Source organism: Alistipes montrealensis (assembly GCF_018362775.1).
Lineage (GTDB): Bacteria > Bacteroidota > Bacteroidia > Bacteroidales > Rikenellaceae > Alistipes > Alistipes montrealensis.
In genome coordinates this window covers 676,285-693,709 of record NZ_JAGYXY010000002.1, presented here as the reverse complement: position 1 = coordinate 693,709, position 17,425 = coordinate 676,285, and the positions used below count along the sequence as shown (strand labels likewise).

Sequence of the window (17,425 nt, the reverse complement as noted above, 5' to 3'; positions counted from 1 at the left end):
ACTGCAAAAGGTTTTCAGATCGAATCCCGGACTCCGACGGCAAGCGAATCGACCGCTGCCGGAAGCGCGGGCTCAGCGACGACAGCCGCCGCCGGAGCGTCGGGCTGTTCCCCGCGCAGGACCATCGACCGGAAATTGTCGCGCCGGAGGACCACGACGACAATAATGGCGATTACCGCCACGGCCACGATAATACCGATCAGTTTCTTAATCATTGCTATCCGGTTCGTTTAAGATCCCGATGGCGCGCATGACGACATTGTCCACCGGGAAGATATTTACGTAGAAACCATTGTCTTCCAGCGCCGTATTGCGGCCTATATAGGCCCTAAGCTGGGCTTCGATCAGTTTCCGGGAACGGGCGATGTCTGCCGGACGCGGCGCAACGCCCTTCCGGGCGGCATAGCGGACGAAATCTTCCACAAGGGTTTTATCGCTGTCGAGCAATGCCTGCAACTCGTCGATCGTCTTCACCGCGTTGAGCGCCTCGCGGTGACGGTCGGCATACTCGATCGTATAGCGGTAAAGGATATTGCGGCCCGCCACCTCGACGAAATACTTCGTCACGTCGGTCGTGTCGGCCGGGATGAATACGTCCGGCATGATACCGCCACCACCGTATACGACCTTTCCGCCCGGAGTCACCCGTTTGAGCGAATCGGCAAAATGGATGCTGTCGGCCGAGAAAAACTCGTTGTTCTTATAGCGGTTATAAAGGTCCTCTTCGTAGTCGGCGTCATCGCCGATCGTGTAGGGTTTCTGGATCGAACGGCCCGTCGGGGTATAGTAACGCGCCGTCGTCAGCCGCAGGGCCGAACCGTCGCTGTAAGGTATCTGGCGCTGCACGAGGCCTTTGCCGAACGAACGGCGTCCGACAATCGTACCCCGGTCGTTATCCTGCAACGCTCCGGCAAGAATTTCGCTCGACGAGGCGCTTCCTTCGTCGATCAGCACCACGACCTCCATATCCTGCGCCTTGCCTTTGCCGTCGGCGTATTCGCGCACCTGCTTGTGGTGACGGTCTTCGGTATAGACGATCAGTTGGCCCTCGTGCAGGAACTCGTTGGCCACGGCGATCGCCTGGTCGAGGAAGCCGCCCGAGTTGCCCCTCAGGTCGAAGATCAGCTTCGTCACACCCTCGGCGCGCAGCGAGGCGAGAGCCCGGTCGAGCTCGTCGAACGTACTGCGGGCAAACTGCCCCAACTTGACGTACCCTACGCCGTCGGCGATGCGGAAAGCCGATTCGATACTCTTGATCGGAATCACGCCGCGCACGACATCGACCTCGACCAGGTCGGAGATACCCTGCCGTTCGAGGCCCAGGTGAACCGTCGTACCGCGCGGGCCGCGCAGTTTCTTGACGACATTGTACTGGGGAATCTTGCGTCCGGCGACAAGCGAATCGTCGATCTCGATGATCCGGTCGCCGGCCTTGATCCCGGCCTTGTCGCTCGGACCCTGGGGAATGACATTCAGCACGATGACCGTGTCGGTAGCCATGTTAAAGACCACACCGATACCGTCGAACTCCCCTTCGAGGGGTTCGTTCAGGGCCTGCATCTCCGAAACGGGAATATAGACCGAGTGGGGATCGAGCTCCTTGACCAGCATCGGGATGACGTGCTCGGCCAGCGAATCCATCGACACCGAATCGACATACTGGTTCTCGATCAGCGAGAGCGTATAGGAGAGTTTGTTGTTGGGCAGCGCCATGCGGCTGAGCATGCCCTTGAGCTGCGAGGTCGTGGTATTGCGGCCCAGATACTGGCCCAGCAACAGGCCCAGAACCACCCCCGCGGCCAGCAGCAGCGGGAAGAGGATGGTATGTTTCGAGTTTTTATACATCATATTATGGCATTCCGGACGCCGGTTCCGTATTTAATATTCCGCAACGACATCAGGTCATCAGGGTTTCGGCTTGTTTTTGAAAGTGTACGTCAGGCCCACGCTCAACAATGTACGGACCTGCACATCGGGATTCTGCGACCGGTTGTAATAAAGCTGGAAATTTAACGTTGTGGCGAGGTATTTTGTTGCCTTGATGTCGAGTATATTTTCCCAGCGCACCGTAGGATGGATCGGCAGACGGGGTTTGTCCTTGATATTTTTGTCGCCGGCCGCCCATTTGTCGTACGCTTCCAGGTACTCGGTGTAATCGCCGATCTTGTTCTTCTGGCCGATGTCGGTGATCCAGCCGTAGAAGGAGAAAATCGTCGTACGATAACGCAGGTAGCCCGTTTTGCCGAACGTACGGTCGAAACCGATTTCGATCGACGAACCACCCTCGTATTTCGAAGTCTTGTCGGGATCCTCGATACCGTAGGGATAGGCCGGCTTGATCTCCTTGCCGTCACCATCCACCTGCCGCATACGAATCCAGTCGCTTTCGGCAAAGGTGGCATTCAGGGCGAGCGGGGACATGTTGACCGTAATGGGGAATTTCTTTTGGGGACTCTTATAGGTGATACCCAGCGAAACATCGAGGTAACCCGGGGTCATAAATTTACTCTTGAGATGCTTCTTCTCCTGTTCTGAGCGCGATTTGTAACCGTTGACAAACTGGCTACGGAATTGCAGGATCGAACCGTAAGACCAGTTCTTCGCCATTTCGAAGGCAGGGTTGATCCAGATGACAAGCTCGTCTTGGTTCTTGAACCACACGCCTTCGCTGTCCATGATCTTGTTCCCGCTCTCGTCGACCATCGGCTTGCCGTCCTGGTCCAGACGCTGCGTCTCGACCTTCATGCGGTTGTAGCCCAGCTTGGCATTGAACTTGGTTTCGATCGAGAAGAGGTTTTTCTTGAAGATATGGCGCAGGCTGAAAGTCGCCGTCAGCGCGATGGAATTATCACCGCCCGAGACCGAAATCCAGGGGTCGTTGTACGAGGTCAGCGATCCCTGCAGGCCGCCGCCGAATTCGAGGTAGTTGCGCTCCTTGCGGATCGCGGCACGCTCGGCCTTGTAGCGGGCCAGACTGAAATAATCGGCATCGACAGAGGTGGATTTAAGCCGGTCGCGGAAAGTCACGCTCTGCTGTTCGGCGTTGACTTCGTCGATGGAAATCTGCGCCGAAGCCGGGACCGACATCGTCAGGATCGGCGCCAACGCGAGAATCAGGTAAAAATGTTTCATAGCGAAGCGATTGTATTTGATTTTCAATCTACAAATTTATGAATTTATTTACAAAATCTTTAACTTTGTCTGAAAGTTAAACGGAAAGGACCAACTATGAAATATTTCGGAGCACATGTAAGCGCATCGGGCGGCGTACAGAACGCCCCCGTCAACGCACACAATATCGGAGCCACGGGCTTCGCCCTGTTTACCAAGAACCAGCGCCAATGGGTTGCCAAGCCGCTTTCTGCGGGTGAGATCGACGCCTTCCGCAAGGCGTGCGAACAATACGGCTACACCCCGGCGCAGATACTGCCCCACGACTCGTACCTGATCAACCTCGGACATCCCGAAGAGGAGCCGCTCGAAAAATCGCGCGCAGCGTTCCTCGACGAGATGCAGCGCTGCGAACTGCTGGGCCTCGACCGCCTGAATTTCCACCCCGGCAGCCACCTGCAACAGATCACCGAGCAGGAGAGTCTCGACCGGATCGCCGAGTCGATCAATATCGCGCTCGACAAGACAAGCGGCGTAACGGCCGTGATCGAGAATACCGCGGGGCAGGGTTCGAACCTCGGATTCCGCTTCGAGCACCTGGCCTACCTGATCGACCGGGTGGAGGACAAATCGCGCGTGGGCGTCTGCATCGACACCTGCCACGCCTTCGCGGCAGGATATGACCTTCGGACCCGGGAAGCGTGCGACGCTACGTTCGCCGAACTGGAACGCGTCGTCGGATTCCGATACCTGAAAGGCATGCACCTGAACGACGCTATGAAAATCCTGGGGAGCCGCGTCGACCGCCACACGCCGCTGGGCGAAGGCATGATCGGCATGGAGTGCTTCCGTTACATCGCCGGGGACAAGCGCTTCGACGGAATTCCGCTGATCCTCGAAACACCCGACGAGGCGCGCTGGAACGAGGAGATCGCCCAGCTCAAATCATTCGCCGGGGAGGCATAAAAAAGGGAGGCTTCGGAAAGCCTCCCTATCTTTTTACAACCGGTCCAGGCAGGAGCGGATAATCGCCGCGCTTTCACGCACTTCGTCCTCCGAAATCGTAAGGGGCGGCGAGATGCGGAATGCCGTGTCGCAGAACAGAAACCAGTCGCTCAGGATACCCTCTTCCTTGAAAAGTTCCATGATGCGGTAGAGCTTTCCCGATTCACCCAGCTCGACGGCCAGCAACAGCCCCGAACGGCGAATCTCCCGCACGGCGGGATGGTCCGCAAGCAGGCGCTCGTAAAGCGCACCCTTCGCTTCGACCGTCTCAACCACGCGATTGTCGAGCAAATAGTTCAGCGCCGCAAGTCCCGCCGCACAGCAGACCGGATGCCCGCCGAAGGTGGTAATATGCCCCAGCACGGGGTTGTCCTGCAATGTGTCCATCACTTCATGCCGGGAGACGAACGCCCCGAGGGGCATTCCCCCGCCGAAGGCTTTGGCCAGGCACACGATGTCGGGCGTAACGCCGTATTTGAGCATGGCGAAAAGTTCGCCCGTGCGGCCCATGCCGGTCTGTATTTCATCGAAGATCAGCAGCGCGCCGACTTCGTCGCAGCGCCTGCGCAGCGCCTCCAGATAACCCGCGCGGGGCGGACGGACGCCGGCTTCGCCCTGCACCGGCTCGGCCAGGACGCAGGCCGTGCGGCGTGTGATGCGACTCAGGTCATCGAAATCATTAAAAGAAATCGCCTGCACGTCGGGCAGCAGGGGCCGGAACGCCCCTTTCCACTCCTCGCCTTCGGGAGCACCCATAACGCTCATCGCGCCGTGCGTCGAGCCGTGGTAGGCACGGCGCATGGAGACGATCTCCGTCCGCCCGGTGAAGCGCTTCGCCAGTTTCAAAGCCCCTTCGACCGCCTCGGCGCCCGAATTGACGAAGTAAACGCATTCGAGCGGTGCGGGCAGCAGCGAAGCGACCTTGGCGGCATACTCCACTTGCGGCGTCTCGACCAATTCGCCGTAGACCATCACATGCATATAGCGCGCAGCCTGCTCCTGCACGGCCCGCACCACGGCAGGATTGCAGTGCCCGGCGTTACTCACCGAAACCCCGGCCACCAGGTCGAAATAGCGTTTACCCCCGGGCGTATAGAAAAACGAGCCTTCGGCACGTGCGACCTCCACCAGCATCGGCGAAGGCGAAGTCTGGGCGACATGCGCGAGAAATTGTTTACGCAGGATATTATTCATTTTCACCGAATTTCCTTTTTAAAATCGCATTCGCGTCCTTCACGCTGCGCCGCATCCAGCCATACAGGACTTCGGCCTGTTCGGAGGGCGTCATCTGCCAGCCGTCGACCGTGATGCGCATCCGCTCGGAAAGCATGTAAATCAGGATCGCCGCCGAGGCCGAAACGTTCAGGCTCTCGACCATGCCGCACATCGGGATGCGCAGGAACTCATCGGCCGAGGCGATCACCTCGTCGGAAATTCCGGCGTGCTCCGTCCCGAAGACCAGTGCGAAAGGCCCCCGTCCGACATCGAACGTCTCGGGCGTTACATCCTCGCGGTGGGGCGTAGTGGCCACGATACGGTAGCCTGCCCCCTTCAGAGCGGCGACGGCCTCGCTTGTCGAGGCGTGGCGGCACACGTCGACCCACTGGTCCGTGCCGCGCGCAATGTCGGGGTTGGGTTCGAACCGGCAGAGCGCCTCCACGGTATGCATCTCCTGCACGCCGAACGCTTCGCAATGGCGGATCAGCGCCGCGGCGTTCTGCCCGTGGTACATGTTCTCGGCCAGCACGGTCATATAGCGCGTACGCATGGAGACCGTCTTCCTCAAAACGGCATACCGCTCCGGCGTCATAAACCCGGCGAGGCAGGCAATGCGTTCGGCGTAGCGCACAGCATCAGGCCCGAAATCGAAGGCCGTTTCCGGAGAGTCGTTATTTGCGGTATTTTTCATCATCGTCGAGGATTTTCAGGTAACTCTCATAGCGCGGCCAGGCAATTTCACCCGCTTTCACAGCTTCGGCCACCGCACAGCCCGGTTCGTGGGTGTGGGTGCAGTTGTAAAACCGGCAGGCAGGCGCAACACGCATCATCTCGGGAAAATAGTGCCACAACTCGGCCTCGTCGATGTCGATCAGCCCGAAGCCCTTGATGCCCGGCGTGTCGATCACTGCGCCGCCTCCGGCCAGCGGATACATCGTCGAGAAGGTCGTCGTGTGGCGGCCTTTGTGGTGACTCTCGGAGATTTCGCCCGTACGGATGTCCAATGCAGGGTCGATGCACTGGATCAGCGTCGACTTCCCGACGCCCGAATTTCCCGAAACGAGGGTCGTGCGGCCCGCGAGCAGTTCACGCACCGCCTCCACGCCCCGGCCCTCCGTGGCCGAAACTTCCAGCACCCGGTAACCGGCGCCCTCGTAGACCGCGCGGAACTCCGCAACGGCCTCGGCATCCTGCAGGTCGATCTTCGACAGGAGGATCGTCACGGGGACTTTATAGGCCTCGCAGGTCACCAGGAAACGATCCACGAACTCCGTGGGCGTCTCGGGCGAACGCAGCGACGCCATCAGCAACGCCTGATCGACGTTGGCGGCGATGATATGCGACTCTTTCGAGAGGTTCGAAGCCCGGCGGATCACGTAGTTGCGCCGCGGCACGATGTCGGCGATCACATAGTCGCCCCCGTCGTCTGCCTCGCATACCACCTCGTCGCCCACGACCACCGGATTGGTCGAACGCACCCCTTTCAGGCGCAGTTTACCCCGGATACGGCAGCGTACGGGCGTGCCGTCGTGCAACACGTCGTACCAACTGCCCGTCGCCCGGACCACTGTGGCCGTAAACTTCTTATCCATCGGCTGTCGTTTTTTCTTCCCGCCGGGGAACCTGCTCGCCGACCCACTCCAGAAAAGGAAAAATGGATTCGGAGAGCCGCTTGACGGGTTTATAGCTTTTCGAATGTTCGATCGTCTCCGGCCCCACAAGGCAATAGTCCTCGTTCAGCGTATCGAAGGCCGAGAAGAGCGCGCTCAATATGAGCAGGTACTTCAAAACCGATACCGCAACGCCCAGCACCGTATCGGCAATGCCCAACCCTGCAAAGTGGAACACCTTGCGCACCAGCCTCGCGGCGATGGCAACGACGAGCACGACGACGACCAACACCGTGACGAAGCCGCCCGCAGCGGCCACGTCGGCATCGAGCCGCATCCATTCGCCGACCTGCGCACCGAAACGCGCAGCGAGCCAGATGCCCGCCACAATCCCGGCAAGGGAGCATATCTGCACGATGAATCCCTGGCGCCATCCGTTCCAGACGGCCAGTACCAGTACGAGGCAAACGATTAAATCAAGTGTATTCAAAAAGCCGTTTCAAATTAGCTCCGTAAAGATACAAATTTTAAAGAAACAGCCCAAAAAAAGCATACAATGAACGATTAAGCGCAATCCATATAAATATAGGTATATTGCGTTAACGGATTACATCGCGCAGGTTAACACTCAGCGCATTACAGATGCTACAGATGGTCTTTACAGTAAGATTAGTCCGTCCGGCCTCGATACGGCTCAGATTGGATCGTTCCATGTCACACCGGTAAGCCAACTCCTGTACGGTCAGCTTACGCTCCTTCCTCAACTCCTTGATCCTCGTAGAGATATAAAGGATTTCTTCCTGATAATTCATTCCCATTTCAAAAATTTGGACAAAAATTTTGTTGTGCAAATTTTTATATATATATTTGCACCATGCGTATCATATATGATACCATCAAAAAAGAGGGTCATACTGATAACAAATTGAAAACTAAATACAAACACATTATCATCTCAATTACTTTTTACTATGAAAAACAACTTGTTCAAAAAATTTCTGGCATTGTTCCTGACCGGAACCATGCTGGCCGGTGTCGGCTGTAAAGACTACGACGACGACATCGACTCCATCAACAAGCGCCTCGATGGTATGGACGTAACCATATCCAGTCTTCCCGAGCAGCTTGAAGCCATCAAAAAGACAATTCCCGATATCACCAGCCTCACTAGCAAGGTGAACGAACTTGCGGGAAAACTCGACGGCGTAAGCGATCTCAAAGGTCAGCTGGAAAAACTCAACGGGCTGGAAAGCTCGCTCAAACAGTATGTTACAACCGAGATCGGCAAAGCCACTACAGCCGATGCACTGAAAAAGGCACTGGGCAACTATTACGCCACGGCAACGGCTCTGAACGATCTGGATACCGCTATCGAAGCCATCACCAAAAAAGGCGGCTCGATCGACGCAGCCGTCGCTGCCGCCCTCAAAGAGTTGCGCGAGCAGGATATTGCCAATCTGAAAAACAACGTAGGCGACTGGATGGGCCCGAAAATCCAGAAATACCTCGCAGACAACGGCTACAACTTCACCAAGGCCGACGCAACAACGGCTGCAAGCCAGGAAATCCTGAATCAAATCAAGGCCGAGCAAAGCGAATACTGGAAAGCTATCGAAACAATCGTCGGAAAAGCAACCATCAACAACCTCGGTCAGGGTGTCGTATCGTCCACGAATCTGGACGAGGAACTGAAAGCCCTGATCGACAAGATCGGACCGCTGCTCGACCGTGTCGCCGAACTCGAAGGCCGCATTCAGTCGATCGTCTTCGTTCCCGAATACCTCGACGAGGCTCAGGACAACACCGTTTACTTCAACGCTGCCGCATTTATCGAAATAGCCGGCACGAACTACTATCTCGGTGCCAAGGACGAACCTACGGCAACCATGACGTTCCGTGTTTCGCCCGCGTCGAAAGCCGCCGAAATCTCCAAAGACAATGTCAGCTTCGTTGTCGAGAAGGTAAAGACCCGCGCAGCAGCCGATCCGGCCTTTACGGTCATCAGCGTCGTTCCCGACGAACAGTCGGCCAAGAACGGTAAATTCCGCGTAACCGTTTCGACGAATTACAAATTCGGTTCGGTAGCCAACGAGGCCCTCGCATTCGCCCTGAATGTCAATATCCCCTCGAAAGACAAAGAGAACAAATACGGCATCGACTACACCACTTCATTCCTCGGAGCCGACAAGAAAGCCAACACCGGAGGCAAGATCAACGACCAGCTGGTACTTGCCAAAAAAGAGGGTGACAAGTTCGTAACCGCCACAATGGGTGCTGTCTATGCGAGCGAATTGGCATACAATTCGTCGGAAACCGTCACGTTCTTCAAGGATTTCCAGGTTTATTACACGCCCGAGACCGGCAAATACTACTCTCTCGCCGAAATGTGGGGCGATGCACTCGCTTACGAGATCAAGGCTCCGACAACGAACCCCGATGTCGTCGGCACGGCGGCCAACTATGATCTGAAAGCAGGTTCGGTAGCGATCAAAGCCGCCAAGGTAGGCGACGTGTCGCTGATCGACAACTCCATTACGTCCAAGGATTACACCATTAATGTGACGACCGGCGGCAAGACGCTGAAACTCGGAACCGCTAAGCAGAAAGTAACGGTTGTGGGCATCAACACGAACGTTACGACTTCGGGTGCGAACCTGATGTGGAAATACGCAACTGCGTCGGCTACTGTGAATAAAAACGTATACACGGCGGAAAATATTGTGTTGACTAAAAACGAAGACGGCACGAACGTCCTGAAAGCCGCCCTTTACAAGCAGATGGCGGGTTATGTAAAAGCCGATGCTCTCGCTGCCGAAAAATACACTGTAGAGATCACCAAGAACGGTGAAGTCGTTACGGATATCACTGCCGACATCGCACTTATTTCGCAGCCGACACTGGAATCCGACGGCCAGTTGGCCGACGTAACCCTTACGGGCGACCTGAAGCAGACGGCAACTTATGTAGTGAAAGCCGTTTACATGCACGCCGACAAGACCCGCTCGACGATCGAAACGACGGTCAACGTAACGGGTATGCCCAAACTCGGCACGGACGGCGTCTTCATGCTTCCGGCCGCATCGAAGACCTACACGGGCGGCTACGAGTTCGACCTGCAGAAGAACTACGCCGACCTGCTCTGGACGGACGCACTCAAGGATGCATTCGGCGACAAGGCCACCTTCCAGGGCGTCATCTATGCAGCTACGGCTACCCCGACAAAGGCCGGAAAAGCCGCTCTGAGTGCAGATGCAGCCAACAAAGTCATCAAGGTGACGTTCGACAGCGACGCTGCATACGCTACCTCGTACAAACCGAGCATCAAGTTCGTCGACGCCAAGGGAACCGGCCTGGAAGTAACCTTCAAGAGCGACGTGAAACTCGTCGAGCCGACGGCCAAGATGACCAAGAACAACGCCTACTTCGGTTCGGACGGCAAGGCCAAAGCCAGCACGACGCTCTCGGGTTCGCAGTTCAGCGTGACTGACAAGGAACTGGCGCAGGCATTCGCCTACACCGGGGAACTCCAGGGAACCGAGATCGCCTACTCGGTAGTCAACGACGCTACGGCCACCGACGCTGCCCAGAAAGCACAGACCGCAGCCCTCAAGAAACTCGCCGACGCAGGCAAGACGATTCCCGCAATCACCGGCAACGTCCTGACCTGGAACGACTGGAACAACCTCGACCTGATCGTGAAAGCCGAACTGAAACTCAACGGCAAGGTGCTCGACACGGAGTATTTCATCGTAAAGATCGACGATCCCGTCGCAGCGACAATCACCGTAGACAGCAAAGTGGACGCTACGATCTATGCAGGCGAAAGCACCAAGACCTTCAAGGTAGCTTCGATGCTGAAACTCGCAGCCCAGAACGGCACGGCAATCGACCCGGCAGCCAACGTATTCGACGCTACGCAGGACAGCGGTTTGAACAGCAATCTGGCTACAGCCCTGGGTAACGCTACCGTCAAGTACACCACGACCAACATCAACACCGCAATCACGGTAGACGAGGCCACGGGCGTCGTAACGCTCAAGGACAGCGGTCTGGAGATCCTGACCCCGATCAAAGTCGTAGTAAATGTCGAATACACCTACCAGTTCGGCACACGTACGACGAAAGCCGATCAGGTAATCGTTACGGTCAAGGGCGGCACGAAACCCGCTCCTGCAAACTAAACCGAATCTCTCGCAGGGGATGACACCCAAGGAGTTGTTTTTTAGTTAACAAGTTTCACATCCATCCCCTGCTTTTTGGCGGACCGAAGAGGCGCGGTCCGCCATTTTTTTGCCCCTGCGCCTTCCGATGCCCGCCGGGCGTAAAACCGGACCCACCCCGGCTTTGCGCCCGGCCCGCATTTCGCCGATGGAACACAAACGGAGCAACGACGCAGACAAAAAAATTTGCCGCTGAGCGCAGGTTGTATTATCTTTGCAGAAGACAACCCATTGTCCCGCAGGCGGCAACCCCGGTGCGGCGCGGAGAAATCCGGCCCGGCTCCGGCAGACGCACCCCTGCGACCAACAACAATTTAAACGACAGTACCATGAAAAGATACCTGACGATTTTGCTGCTGCTGACGGGCTTTGCAACGACAGCCGGCGCCCGCGAGGTTTTTCCGATCAACGAAGGTTGGCGCTTTTTCTTCAAGTCGGAGAAAACCTCCGACAACGCCCGCCACATCACCCTGCCCCATAGCTGGAACACCGACCCCCAGGCCCAGGGCAACTGGCTCGAAACCACGGGCAACTACCAGAACGGCATGTACATCCCCGTGGAATGGTCGTCCAAGCGCCTCTTCGTGAAGTTCTACGGCGTGCAGTCGGTCGCCGACGTTTTCGTCAACGGCTACCACGTCGGCACACACCGCGGCGGCGCAACGGCCTTCACATTCGAAGTCACCGACAAAATCCGCTTCGGGACCGACAATGCGCTGCTCGTGGTGGTCACCAACAGCGGCCGCGACGACGTGCTGCCCGCTTCGACCGACATGAACCTCTACGGCGGCATCTACCGCGAAGCGGAACTGATCCTCACCGAGCGTACGGCCATCTCGCCGCTCTACCTCGGTTCAGACGGCGTACTGGTACATCCCCAGACCGTCAGTCCCGAGAAAGTCGAGGGCGAAATCGAGGTACACATCACCTCGAAAGGCGATAACAACTGCTCGCTCAACATCGAGATCACCAATCCCGAAGGAGAGCAGGTCTTCTCGAAACGCCAGAAGGCGCGCCTCGACGGCAAACCCGTCACCGTACCCTTCGCGGTGGACAACCCAAGGCTGTGGAACCCACACAACCCGGCGCTCTACACCGTGACGGCCTCCATAGGCGAAGACAGCATCACCGATAGCGTCGTCGTCCGCACGGGCTTCCGCACGATCGGCGCCAGCACGGCCGAAGGGCTGACGATCAACGGCGAGCGCATCCCCGTACACGGCGTCGCGCTCTACCACGACAACGCCCTCTCGGGCGGAACGCTGGTCCCGGAGGATTACGACACCGACCTGAAGATGATCCGCACATTGGGAGCCAACGCCCTGCGTTCGGCGGTTATGCCGCATGCGCAGTACCTCTACGACCGCTGCGACGAGCAGGGAATGTTGGTCTGGATCGACGCACCGCTGCACCGCTCGTCGTTCCTCGGCGACGTGGCCTACTACGCCACCCCGGCTTTCGAACAGAACGGAATGAATCAGTTGCAGGAGATCATCGCCCAGAATATCAACCACCCGTCGGTGGTGATGTGGGGCATCTTCTCGCGCCTCTGGATGCGCGGCGACGACGTGACGCCTTATATCCGGCGGCTCAACGAGGCAGCCCACACGATGGATTCTTCGCGTCCGACGGTAGCTTACAGCGACCAGAACGGCGACATCAACTTCATCACCGACCTGATCGTCTGGCGGCAGGACGTAGGCTGGCGGCGCGGTTCGACCGACGACGTGATCGTCTGGCGCGACCAGTTGCAGAAAAACTGGTCCCACCTGCGCTCGGCCGTAAGCTACGGCGGCAGCGGATTTATCGGACACAAGAGCTACACGGCACAGTCCGAAATCCGCTCGAACTGGATGCCCGAGGAGAAGCAGACGCGTTTCCACGAGGAATATGCCAAAAACCTGCAAAACGACTCGCTGTTCTGGGGCGTATGGATAGACAACATGTTCGACTACGGCTCGTCGCGCCGCGCCTACGGGGTCAACGGCGCAGGGCTCGTGACGCTCAACCGCCGCGAGTGCAAAGACGCCTACTACCTCTACAAGGCGATGTGGAACAAGGAAGAACCGACGCTGCATATCGTCGACAAGCGGCGCCGCCTGCGCGACTACGATATGCAGGCGTTCCGCGTCTATTCGTCGGCAGGCGTGCCGACGCTGGTCGTCGGCACGGACACACTGGCCATGAGCGAATACGCTCCCTGCCAGTACCGGTCCGATTCGGTGTCGCTGCGGGGTAAAACCGAGGTGAAAGCCGCGGCAGGAGAGCTGCGCGACAGCGTGACTATCCTTGTCGGCAACGTCCTAAAACCGAAACGGACGCCGGTCCTTCGGCGAACAACAGGTCCGCAAACGACAAATTAGGCACGAAAGGCATTCTCTCCGAGAAGACCTGGAAATAAGGCTCGGCAATCAACGCCGGGCCTTCTTTGCGCTTGGGCCGCAGGTCGAGGTCTCCGGGGGCGGCTTCGACGTAGGTTCGGGAAAGCGCCGGCATCGGGACCTTCGCCAGCGAGCACATCACGTCGAGCAGGCCCAGGTTGTAATCGGCGAGAAATTCATATTCCCGGCGGTAGAAGGGCTCGAACCGCCCGGCGTAGAAATCGAAATAGGGCGACGACTTGTAAGAAGCGACCAACGCCCCCCAGTGCTGGTGCTGCCACCGCTTGGAGTAATCGAGGCGCACGTCGCGCACCGGCTGGCCGGGACGGTTGGCATTGCGGACGTGCACGGTAAGCTCCATCACGCCGTTCGCAGCCAGTATCCGAGCGCGGTTGCGCTCGGAACGTTTCACGAAATGTTCGCCCAGGTCCACGACGCAGCCGCCGCGCACCAGGTGCGTGAAATACTCCACCGACGGGAGGTATGCAAGGGGAAGGATCGTCATAGTCAACTGTTTGTTCCGTCGTTTTGCCCCAACAAGTGCGAAGGGGTACTCTCCCGGATGAAAATCAGGTAATCGAATGCCTCCGAAACACGCTCCGGGTAAAATTCCCGCATCGCCTTCAGATAGCCGATGACCCGGAATTCCATCGCATCGATCCACTTCAGCGCCGGGTCGTCCGCTTCACGCATTTTCTTCAGGTCGAGAACGAATATCGGCTCATCGAGCTGCGCCAACAGGTATTCGAGCGTACCGGGGTAAGCCGGCTGCGCCTCATAGGAGCCAATTCCCCTGTCGCCGATATAAGAGCAGACTCCCTCGGCGAAAGCGAATCCGAAGTTGACGTAACCTTCGCCCAGGCTGTCGCGGAGATAACCACCCATCAAACCGTCGGTTTTACAGATATGTCCGTTATGGGCCCATACGACAATCGGCGTTCCGGGATTCCGGCCACGAATCCACAACAGGTTCTCGGCCATGAAACGGTCGCGGTCGGGAACTCCCGCCAGGTATTGCCGCAGCAATACGATATTTTGCAGCAGCCAGGCACGGCCCGAGCCTCCGGCCGGCACGCTGAAGGCTTCGGCCTCCTCGTCCGACAACGCCGTGACGCGCTGTTCCAATTGCACGAGCAGCGGCTCCGCGGCCGCCAGCATCTGGGGCGGCGTGATAACGAAAGGATCGGAGCGCGCTTCGTTCACGGCCGAAAATATGCGCGCCAGTTCTCCGATCAGTTTGTACATGGGCTTCTCCTCGCCGAAAGCACCCAGGAGCGTATAAAGTTCCTGGTAAAACATCTGCATATCCATGCCGGTATAAGCAATCCGGAGCGCCGGATCGTTGCAGGCGCGCATCCACTCCACCAGATCGCGCATCTCCTCCGTATTCCACATCCAATACAATCCGGAGAGCACCGTCTGCAATTCGCCTTCGCCGCCTGCGACATACCGGCCGACATTATATCCCGCCGCCATATCGTCCTCAAGGGTGAAAATCCCGAAACCGGCATTTCCGGCCAAATAGCGAACCAACCGGTCCTTCATCCGGAAGATTTCGCTCGACCCGTGCGTCGTTTCGCCCAGCGCGACAACCTCCGCACCGCCGACCAGGTCGTTCAGCACCGCAAGGTCTTCCGTGCTGCCGCCGTCGGCATCGCAGGTCCGCAGAGGATAGATATATTTCTTCAACGAACGCTTCTCGGCCCGGGTCAGCACGCTCTTCGGCGCGGGAACCAGCGAATCGACAAGCGGCACGCCGTCAATCGTAACACGAAAATCGTCGAACCACGCCGTTCCTTCGCCCATGAAGATAGCGGCAACGATCAATTTCGCCGTATCGCTCAGATGCGCCCGGACGGTCAGCTGCGTCCAGTCGGAAGTCCCCTTCACCGAAGGAGAGGCCCAGTCATCGGCCGGGTCCCAGTCCGCATCGTCGTCGCCGCCGATCCAGATACCGGCCAATGCCCCGTCGAGGCCTTCGGTCCGAACCCAGCCCGTCAGGCAGACATCCCGCCCGGCAGCATCGGCCGCCAACTCCTGGTTGAGAAACGCATATTCCCCGGAAAGCGAGTCCTTCCGCTCGATTTTCAGGCTTGCCCGGCCGTGGTGAAAGCACGTCGTATCGGCCGACAGGTCGTAACCCGGAGCATAAGCATACCACCGGAAATGAGTAGGAGCATCGCGGAAACGGTGTTCGAAATCAAGATTATAACGGGTCATTCCGCCCGTCGGAAAAGCTTTCGGCAAACAGGAAGCCAATGCCGCCGCCGCGAGCAGGGAAACTAAGAGTCGGTTCATAACAGGATTCGTTTGCAGGTGTTTTAGTATAAACGAGTTACAGGTTGTCTTCGTATGTCCGTATCCGACAATTCACACGATCGTCCCTGTTTTCTCCTAATTATCCGTCCAGTCGCCGTTGGCTTTTATCAACGCCACCAGCCGGTCGAGGGCCTCGGCCTGCGGAATGTTGCGCTCGACAATCGTGCGGCCTTTGTATAGCGTGATGCGGCCCGGTCCGGCGCCCACATAGCCATAATCGGCGTCGGCCATTTCACCGGGACCGTTGACGATGCAGCCCATCACGCCGATCCGCAGGTTTTTCAGGTGCGACGTGCGCGCCTTGATGTCGGCCAGTGTCTTCTCAATGTCGTAGAGCGTACGGCCGCAACTCGGGCAGGCGATATATTCGGTATGCGAAAAGCGCACGCGTGCGGCTTGCAGGATCATCAACTCGACTTCACGGATTTCGGCCTCCGTAAATCCCGGGGCATCGATCCAAACGCCGTCGGCAAGGCCGTCGAGCAGCAGCGGGCCCAGGTCGGCGGCGGCCTTCACGGCAAGCGTTGCAAGCCCGGTCTCCGCATAGCGGCGTTTTACGACGACCGGTTCGTCGGCCACGCAGAGGTTCAGGATCGCGGCGCGCAGTTCGGCCGTCGGGTTGCCCGACACGGCTTCGATGACACGGAATCCTTCGAGCGGCTCGGTATGCACGACGGGAACCGTCACCTTCGAGCGGCGGCGGTATTCGGTCGGGCTATAACGTTCGGGATGCAGGACTTCGAATTCGCCCGGCCGGTCGGCAAAATGCTCGACGAGCAGTTGCGCCACGGGGATTTCGTTTTCGGGGGCCTCGGTCAGCGAGACGCGGATCGTATCGCCGATGCCGTCGGCCATCAGCGCCCCGATGCCCACGGCGCTCTTGATACGCCCCTCGACGCCGTTTCCGGCTTCGGTGACTCCGAGGTGAATCGGATAGTGCATATCTTCGGCATCCATCGCTTCGACCAGCAGGCGGTAGGCGGCGACCATCACGCGCGTGTTCGACGACTTCATCGAAACGACGACCTGGTCAAACGAATGTTGTTTGCAGATTCTCAAAAACTCCATGGCCGAGACGACCATACCTTGCGGCGTGTCGCCCCATTCGTCGAAGACGCGTTTCGAGAGCGACCCGTGGTTGACGCCGATGCGCAGGGCGACGCCCCGCTCGCGGCACAGTTCGATCAGGGCTTCCAGTTCACCGTTCTGCGTACGGTAGTTACCGGGGTTGATGCGCACTTTGTCGACATACAGGGCGGCGACCGCGGCGACTTCCGGAACGAAGTGGATGTCGGCCACGACGGCCGTATCGAACCCGTCGGCACGCAACTGGCAGACGATATGCTGCAAATTCTCGCCCTCGCGGCGGCCCTGCGCCGTGAGGCGCACGATCTGCCCCCCGGCCCGGTCGATGCGTTCGATCTGGGCGACGCTCGCTGTAACATCGTTGGTGTCGGTATTGGTCATCGACTGCACGGCGACGGGGTATTCACCGCCGATCGTAACCCGTCCGATGCGTACTTCGTGCGCCGGGCGGCGTATGAATTTCGAAAGATTCATC

At 58.1% G+C, this 17,425-nt stretch carries 14 protein-coding genes; 3 read left to right on the top strand and 11 right to left on the bottom strand.

The genetic code is table 11. The annotated features are described in order from the left end of the window. Positions 1 to 14: 14 nt before the first annotated feature. The 3 genes from KG007_RS05940 to KG007_RS05930 are packed head-to-tail and all read right to left on the bottom strand — an operon-like array spanning position 15 to position 3,132. On the bottom strand, positions 15 to 215 hold the full coding sequence (locus KG007_RS05940) for a hypothetical protein (RefSeq protein ID WP_195458831.1): 201 nt from the start codon (positions 213 to 215) through the stop codon (positions 15 to 17). Continuing rightward, positions 208 to 1,845 carry a S41 family peptidase gene (locus KG007_RS05935; RefSeq protein WP_195460046.1) on the bottom strand — a complete coding sequence of 546 codons (1,638 nt, stop codon included), beginning with the start codon at positions 1,843 to 1,845 and terminating at the stop codon, positions 208 to 210. The genes KG007_RS05940 and KG007_RS05935 overlap by 8 nt, the downstream gene beginning before the upstream one ends. Positions 1,846 to 1,905: 60 nt before the next feature. Further along, positions 1,906 to 3,132 carry a DUF3078 domain-containing protein gene (locus KG007_RS05930; protein ID WP_213347686.1) on the bottom strand — a complete coding sequence of 409 codons (1,227 nt, stop codon included), beginning with the start codon at positions 3,130 to 3,132 and terminating at the stop codon, positions 1,906 to 1,908. A 96-nt stretch (positions 3,133 to 3,228) separates the two neighbouring features. Here KG007_RS05930 and nfo point away from each other — a divergent pair, with 96 nt between their 5' ends. Further along, positions 3,229 to 4,077 (top strand): deoxyribonuclease IV, encoded by an 849-nt coding sequence (gene nfo / locus KG007_RS05925; protein WP_195458833.1) that lies wholly within the window; start codon positions 3,229 to 3,231, stop codon positions 4,075 to 4,077. 33 nt (positions 4,078 to 4,110) lie between these two features. Here the strand turns inward: nfo and KG007_RS05920 are convergent, their stop codons facing one another. The 5 genes from KG007_RS05920 to KG007_RS05900 all read right to left on the bottom strand — a co-directional run bounded on the left by KG007_RS05920 (position 4,111) and on the right by KG007_RS05900 (position 7,756). After that, positions 4,111 to 5,310, bottom strand: coding sequence for an aspartate aminotransferase family protein (locus tag KG007_RS05920; RefSeq protein WP_213347685.1), 1,200 nt, complete (start codon positions 5,308 to 5,310; stop codon positions 4,111 to 4,113). Next, positions 5,303 to 6,025 carry a TrmH family RNA methyltransferase gene (locus KG007_RS05915; RefSeq protein WP_195460047.1) on the bottom strand — a complete coding sequence of 241 codons (723 nt, stop codon included), beginning with the start codon at positions 6,023 to 6,025 and terminating at the stop codon, positions 5,303 to 5,305. The genes KG007_RS05920 and KG007_RS05915 overlap by 8 nt, the downstream gene beginning before the upstream one ends. Next, positions 6,006 to 6,926 (bottom strand): ribosome small subunit-dependent GTPase A, encoded by a 921-nt coding sequence (gene rsgA / locus KG007_RS05910; RefSeq protein WP_195458835.1) that lies wholly within the window; start codon positions 6,924 to 6,926, stop codon positions 6,006 to 6,008. The genes KG007_RS05915 and rsgA overlap by 20 nt, the downstream gene beginning before the upstream one ends. Then, the gene (locus KG007_RS05905; protein ID WP_195458836.1) at positions 6,919 to 7,434 is read right to left on the bottom strand and encodes a CvpA family protein; all 516 of its coding nucleotides are present in this window, start codon (positions 7,432 to 7,434) and stop codon (positions 6,919 to 6,921) included. The genes rsgA and KG007_RS05905 overlap by 8 nt, the downstream gene beginning before the upstream one ends. A 109-nt stretch (positions 7,435 to 7,543) precedes the next feature. Then, complete coding sequence (locus KG007_RS05900) at positions 7,544 to 7,756, bottom strand: helix-turn-helix domain-containing protein (RefSeq protein WP_229095374.1); 213 nt, start codon at positions 7,754 to 7,756, stop codon at positions 7,544 to 7,546. Positions 7,757 to 7,915: 159 nt separating this feature from the next. On the opposite strand from KG007_RS05900, the gene KG007_RS05895 reads away from it, so the two are divergent. Both KG007_RS05895 and KG007_RS05890 read left to right on the top strand, forming a co-directional pair. Then, a complete protein-coding gene (locus tag KG007_RS05895; protein ID WP_213347684.1) occupies positions 7,916 to 11,125 on the top strand; it encodes a hypothetical protein in 3,210 nt (1,069 codons plus the stop codon). Between the two features lie 368 nt (positions 11,126 to 11,493). Continuing rightward, entirely contained in the window at positions 11,494 to 13,527 is a 2,034-nt protein-coding gene (locus KG007_RS05890; protein ID WP_213347683.1) for a glycoside hydrolase family 2 protein, read from the top strand. Here KG007_RS05890 and KG007_RS05885 read toward each other — a convergent pair. The 3 genes from KG007_RS05885 to ispG form a co-directional block, all read right to left on the bottom strand. Continuing rightward, on the bottom strand, positions 13,448 to 14,050 hold the full coding sequence (locus tag KG007_RS05885; protein WP_213347682.1) for a WbqC family protein: 603 nt from the start codon (positions 14,048 to 14,050) through the stop codon (positions 13,448 to 13,450). The genes KG007_RS05890 and KG007_RS05885 overlap by 80 nt on opposite strands. Before the next feature lie 2 nt (positions 14,051 to 14,052). Continuing rightward, entirely contained in the window at positions 14,053 to 15,843 is a 1,791-nt protein-coding gene (locus tag KG007_RS05880; protein ID WP_213347681.1) for an erythromycin esterase family protein, read from the bottom strand. 96 nt (positions 15,844 to 15,939) lie between these two features. After that, positions 15,940 to 17,424 carry a (E)-4-hydroxy-3-methylbut-2-enyl-diphosphate synthase gene (ispG, locus tag KG007_RS05875; RefSeq protein ID WP_213347680.1) on the bottom strand — a complete coding sequence of 495 codons (1,485 nt, stop codon included), beginning with the start codon at positions 17,422 to 17,424 and terminating at the stop codon, positions 15,940 to 15,942. Between the last annotated feature and the right edge of the window lies 1 nt (position 17,425).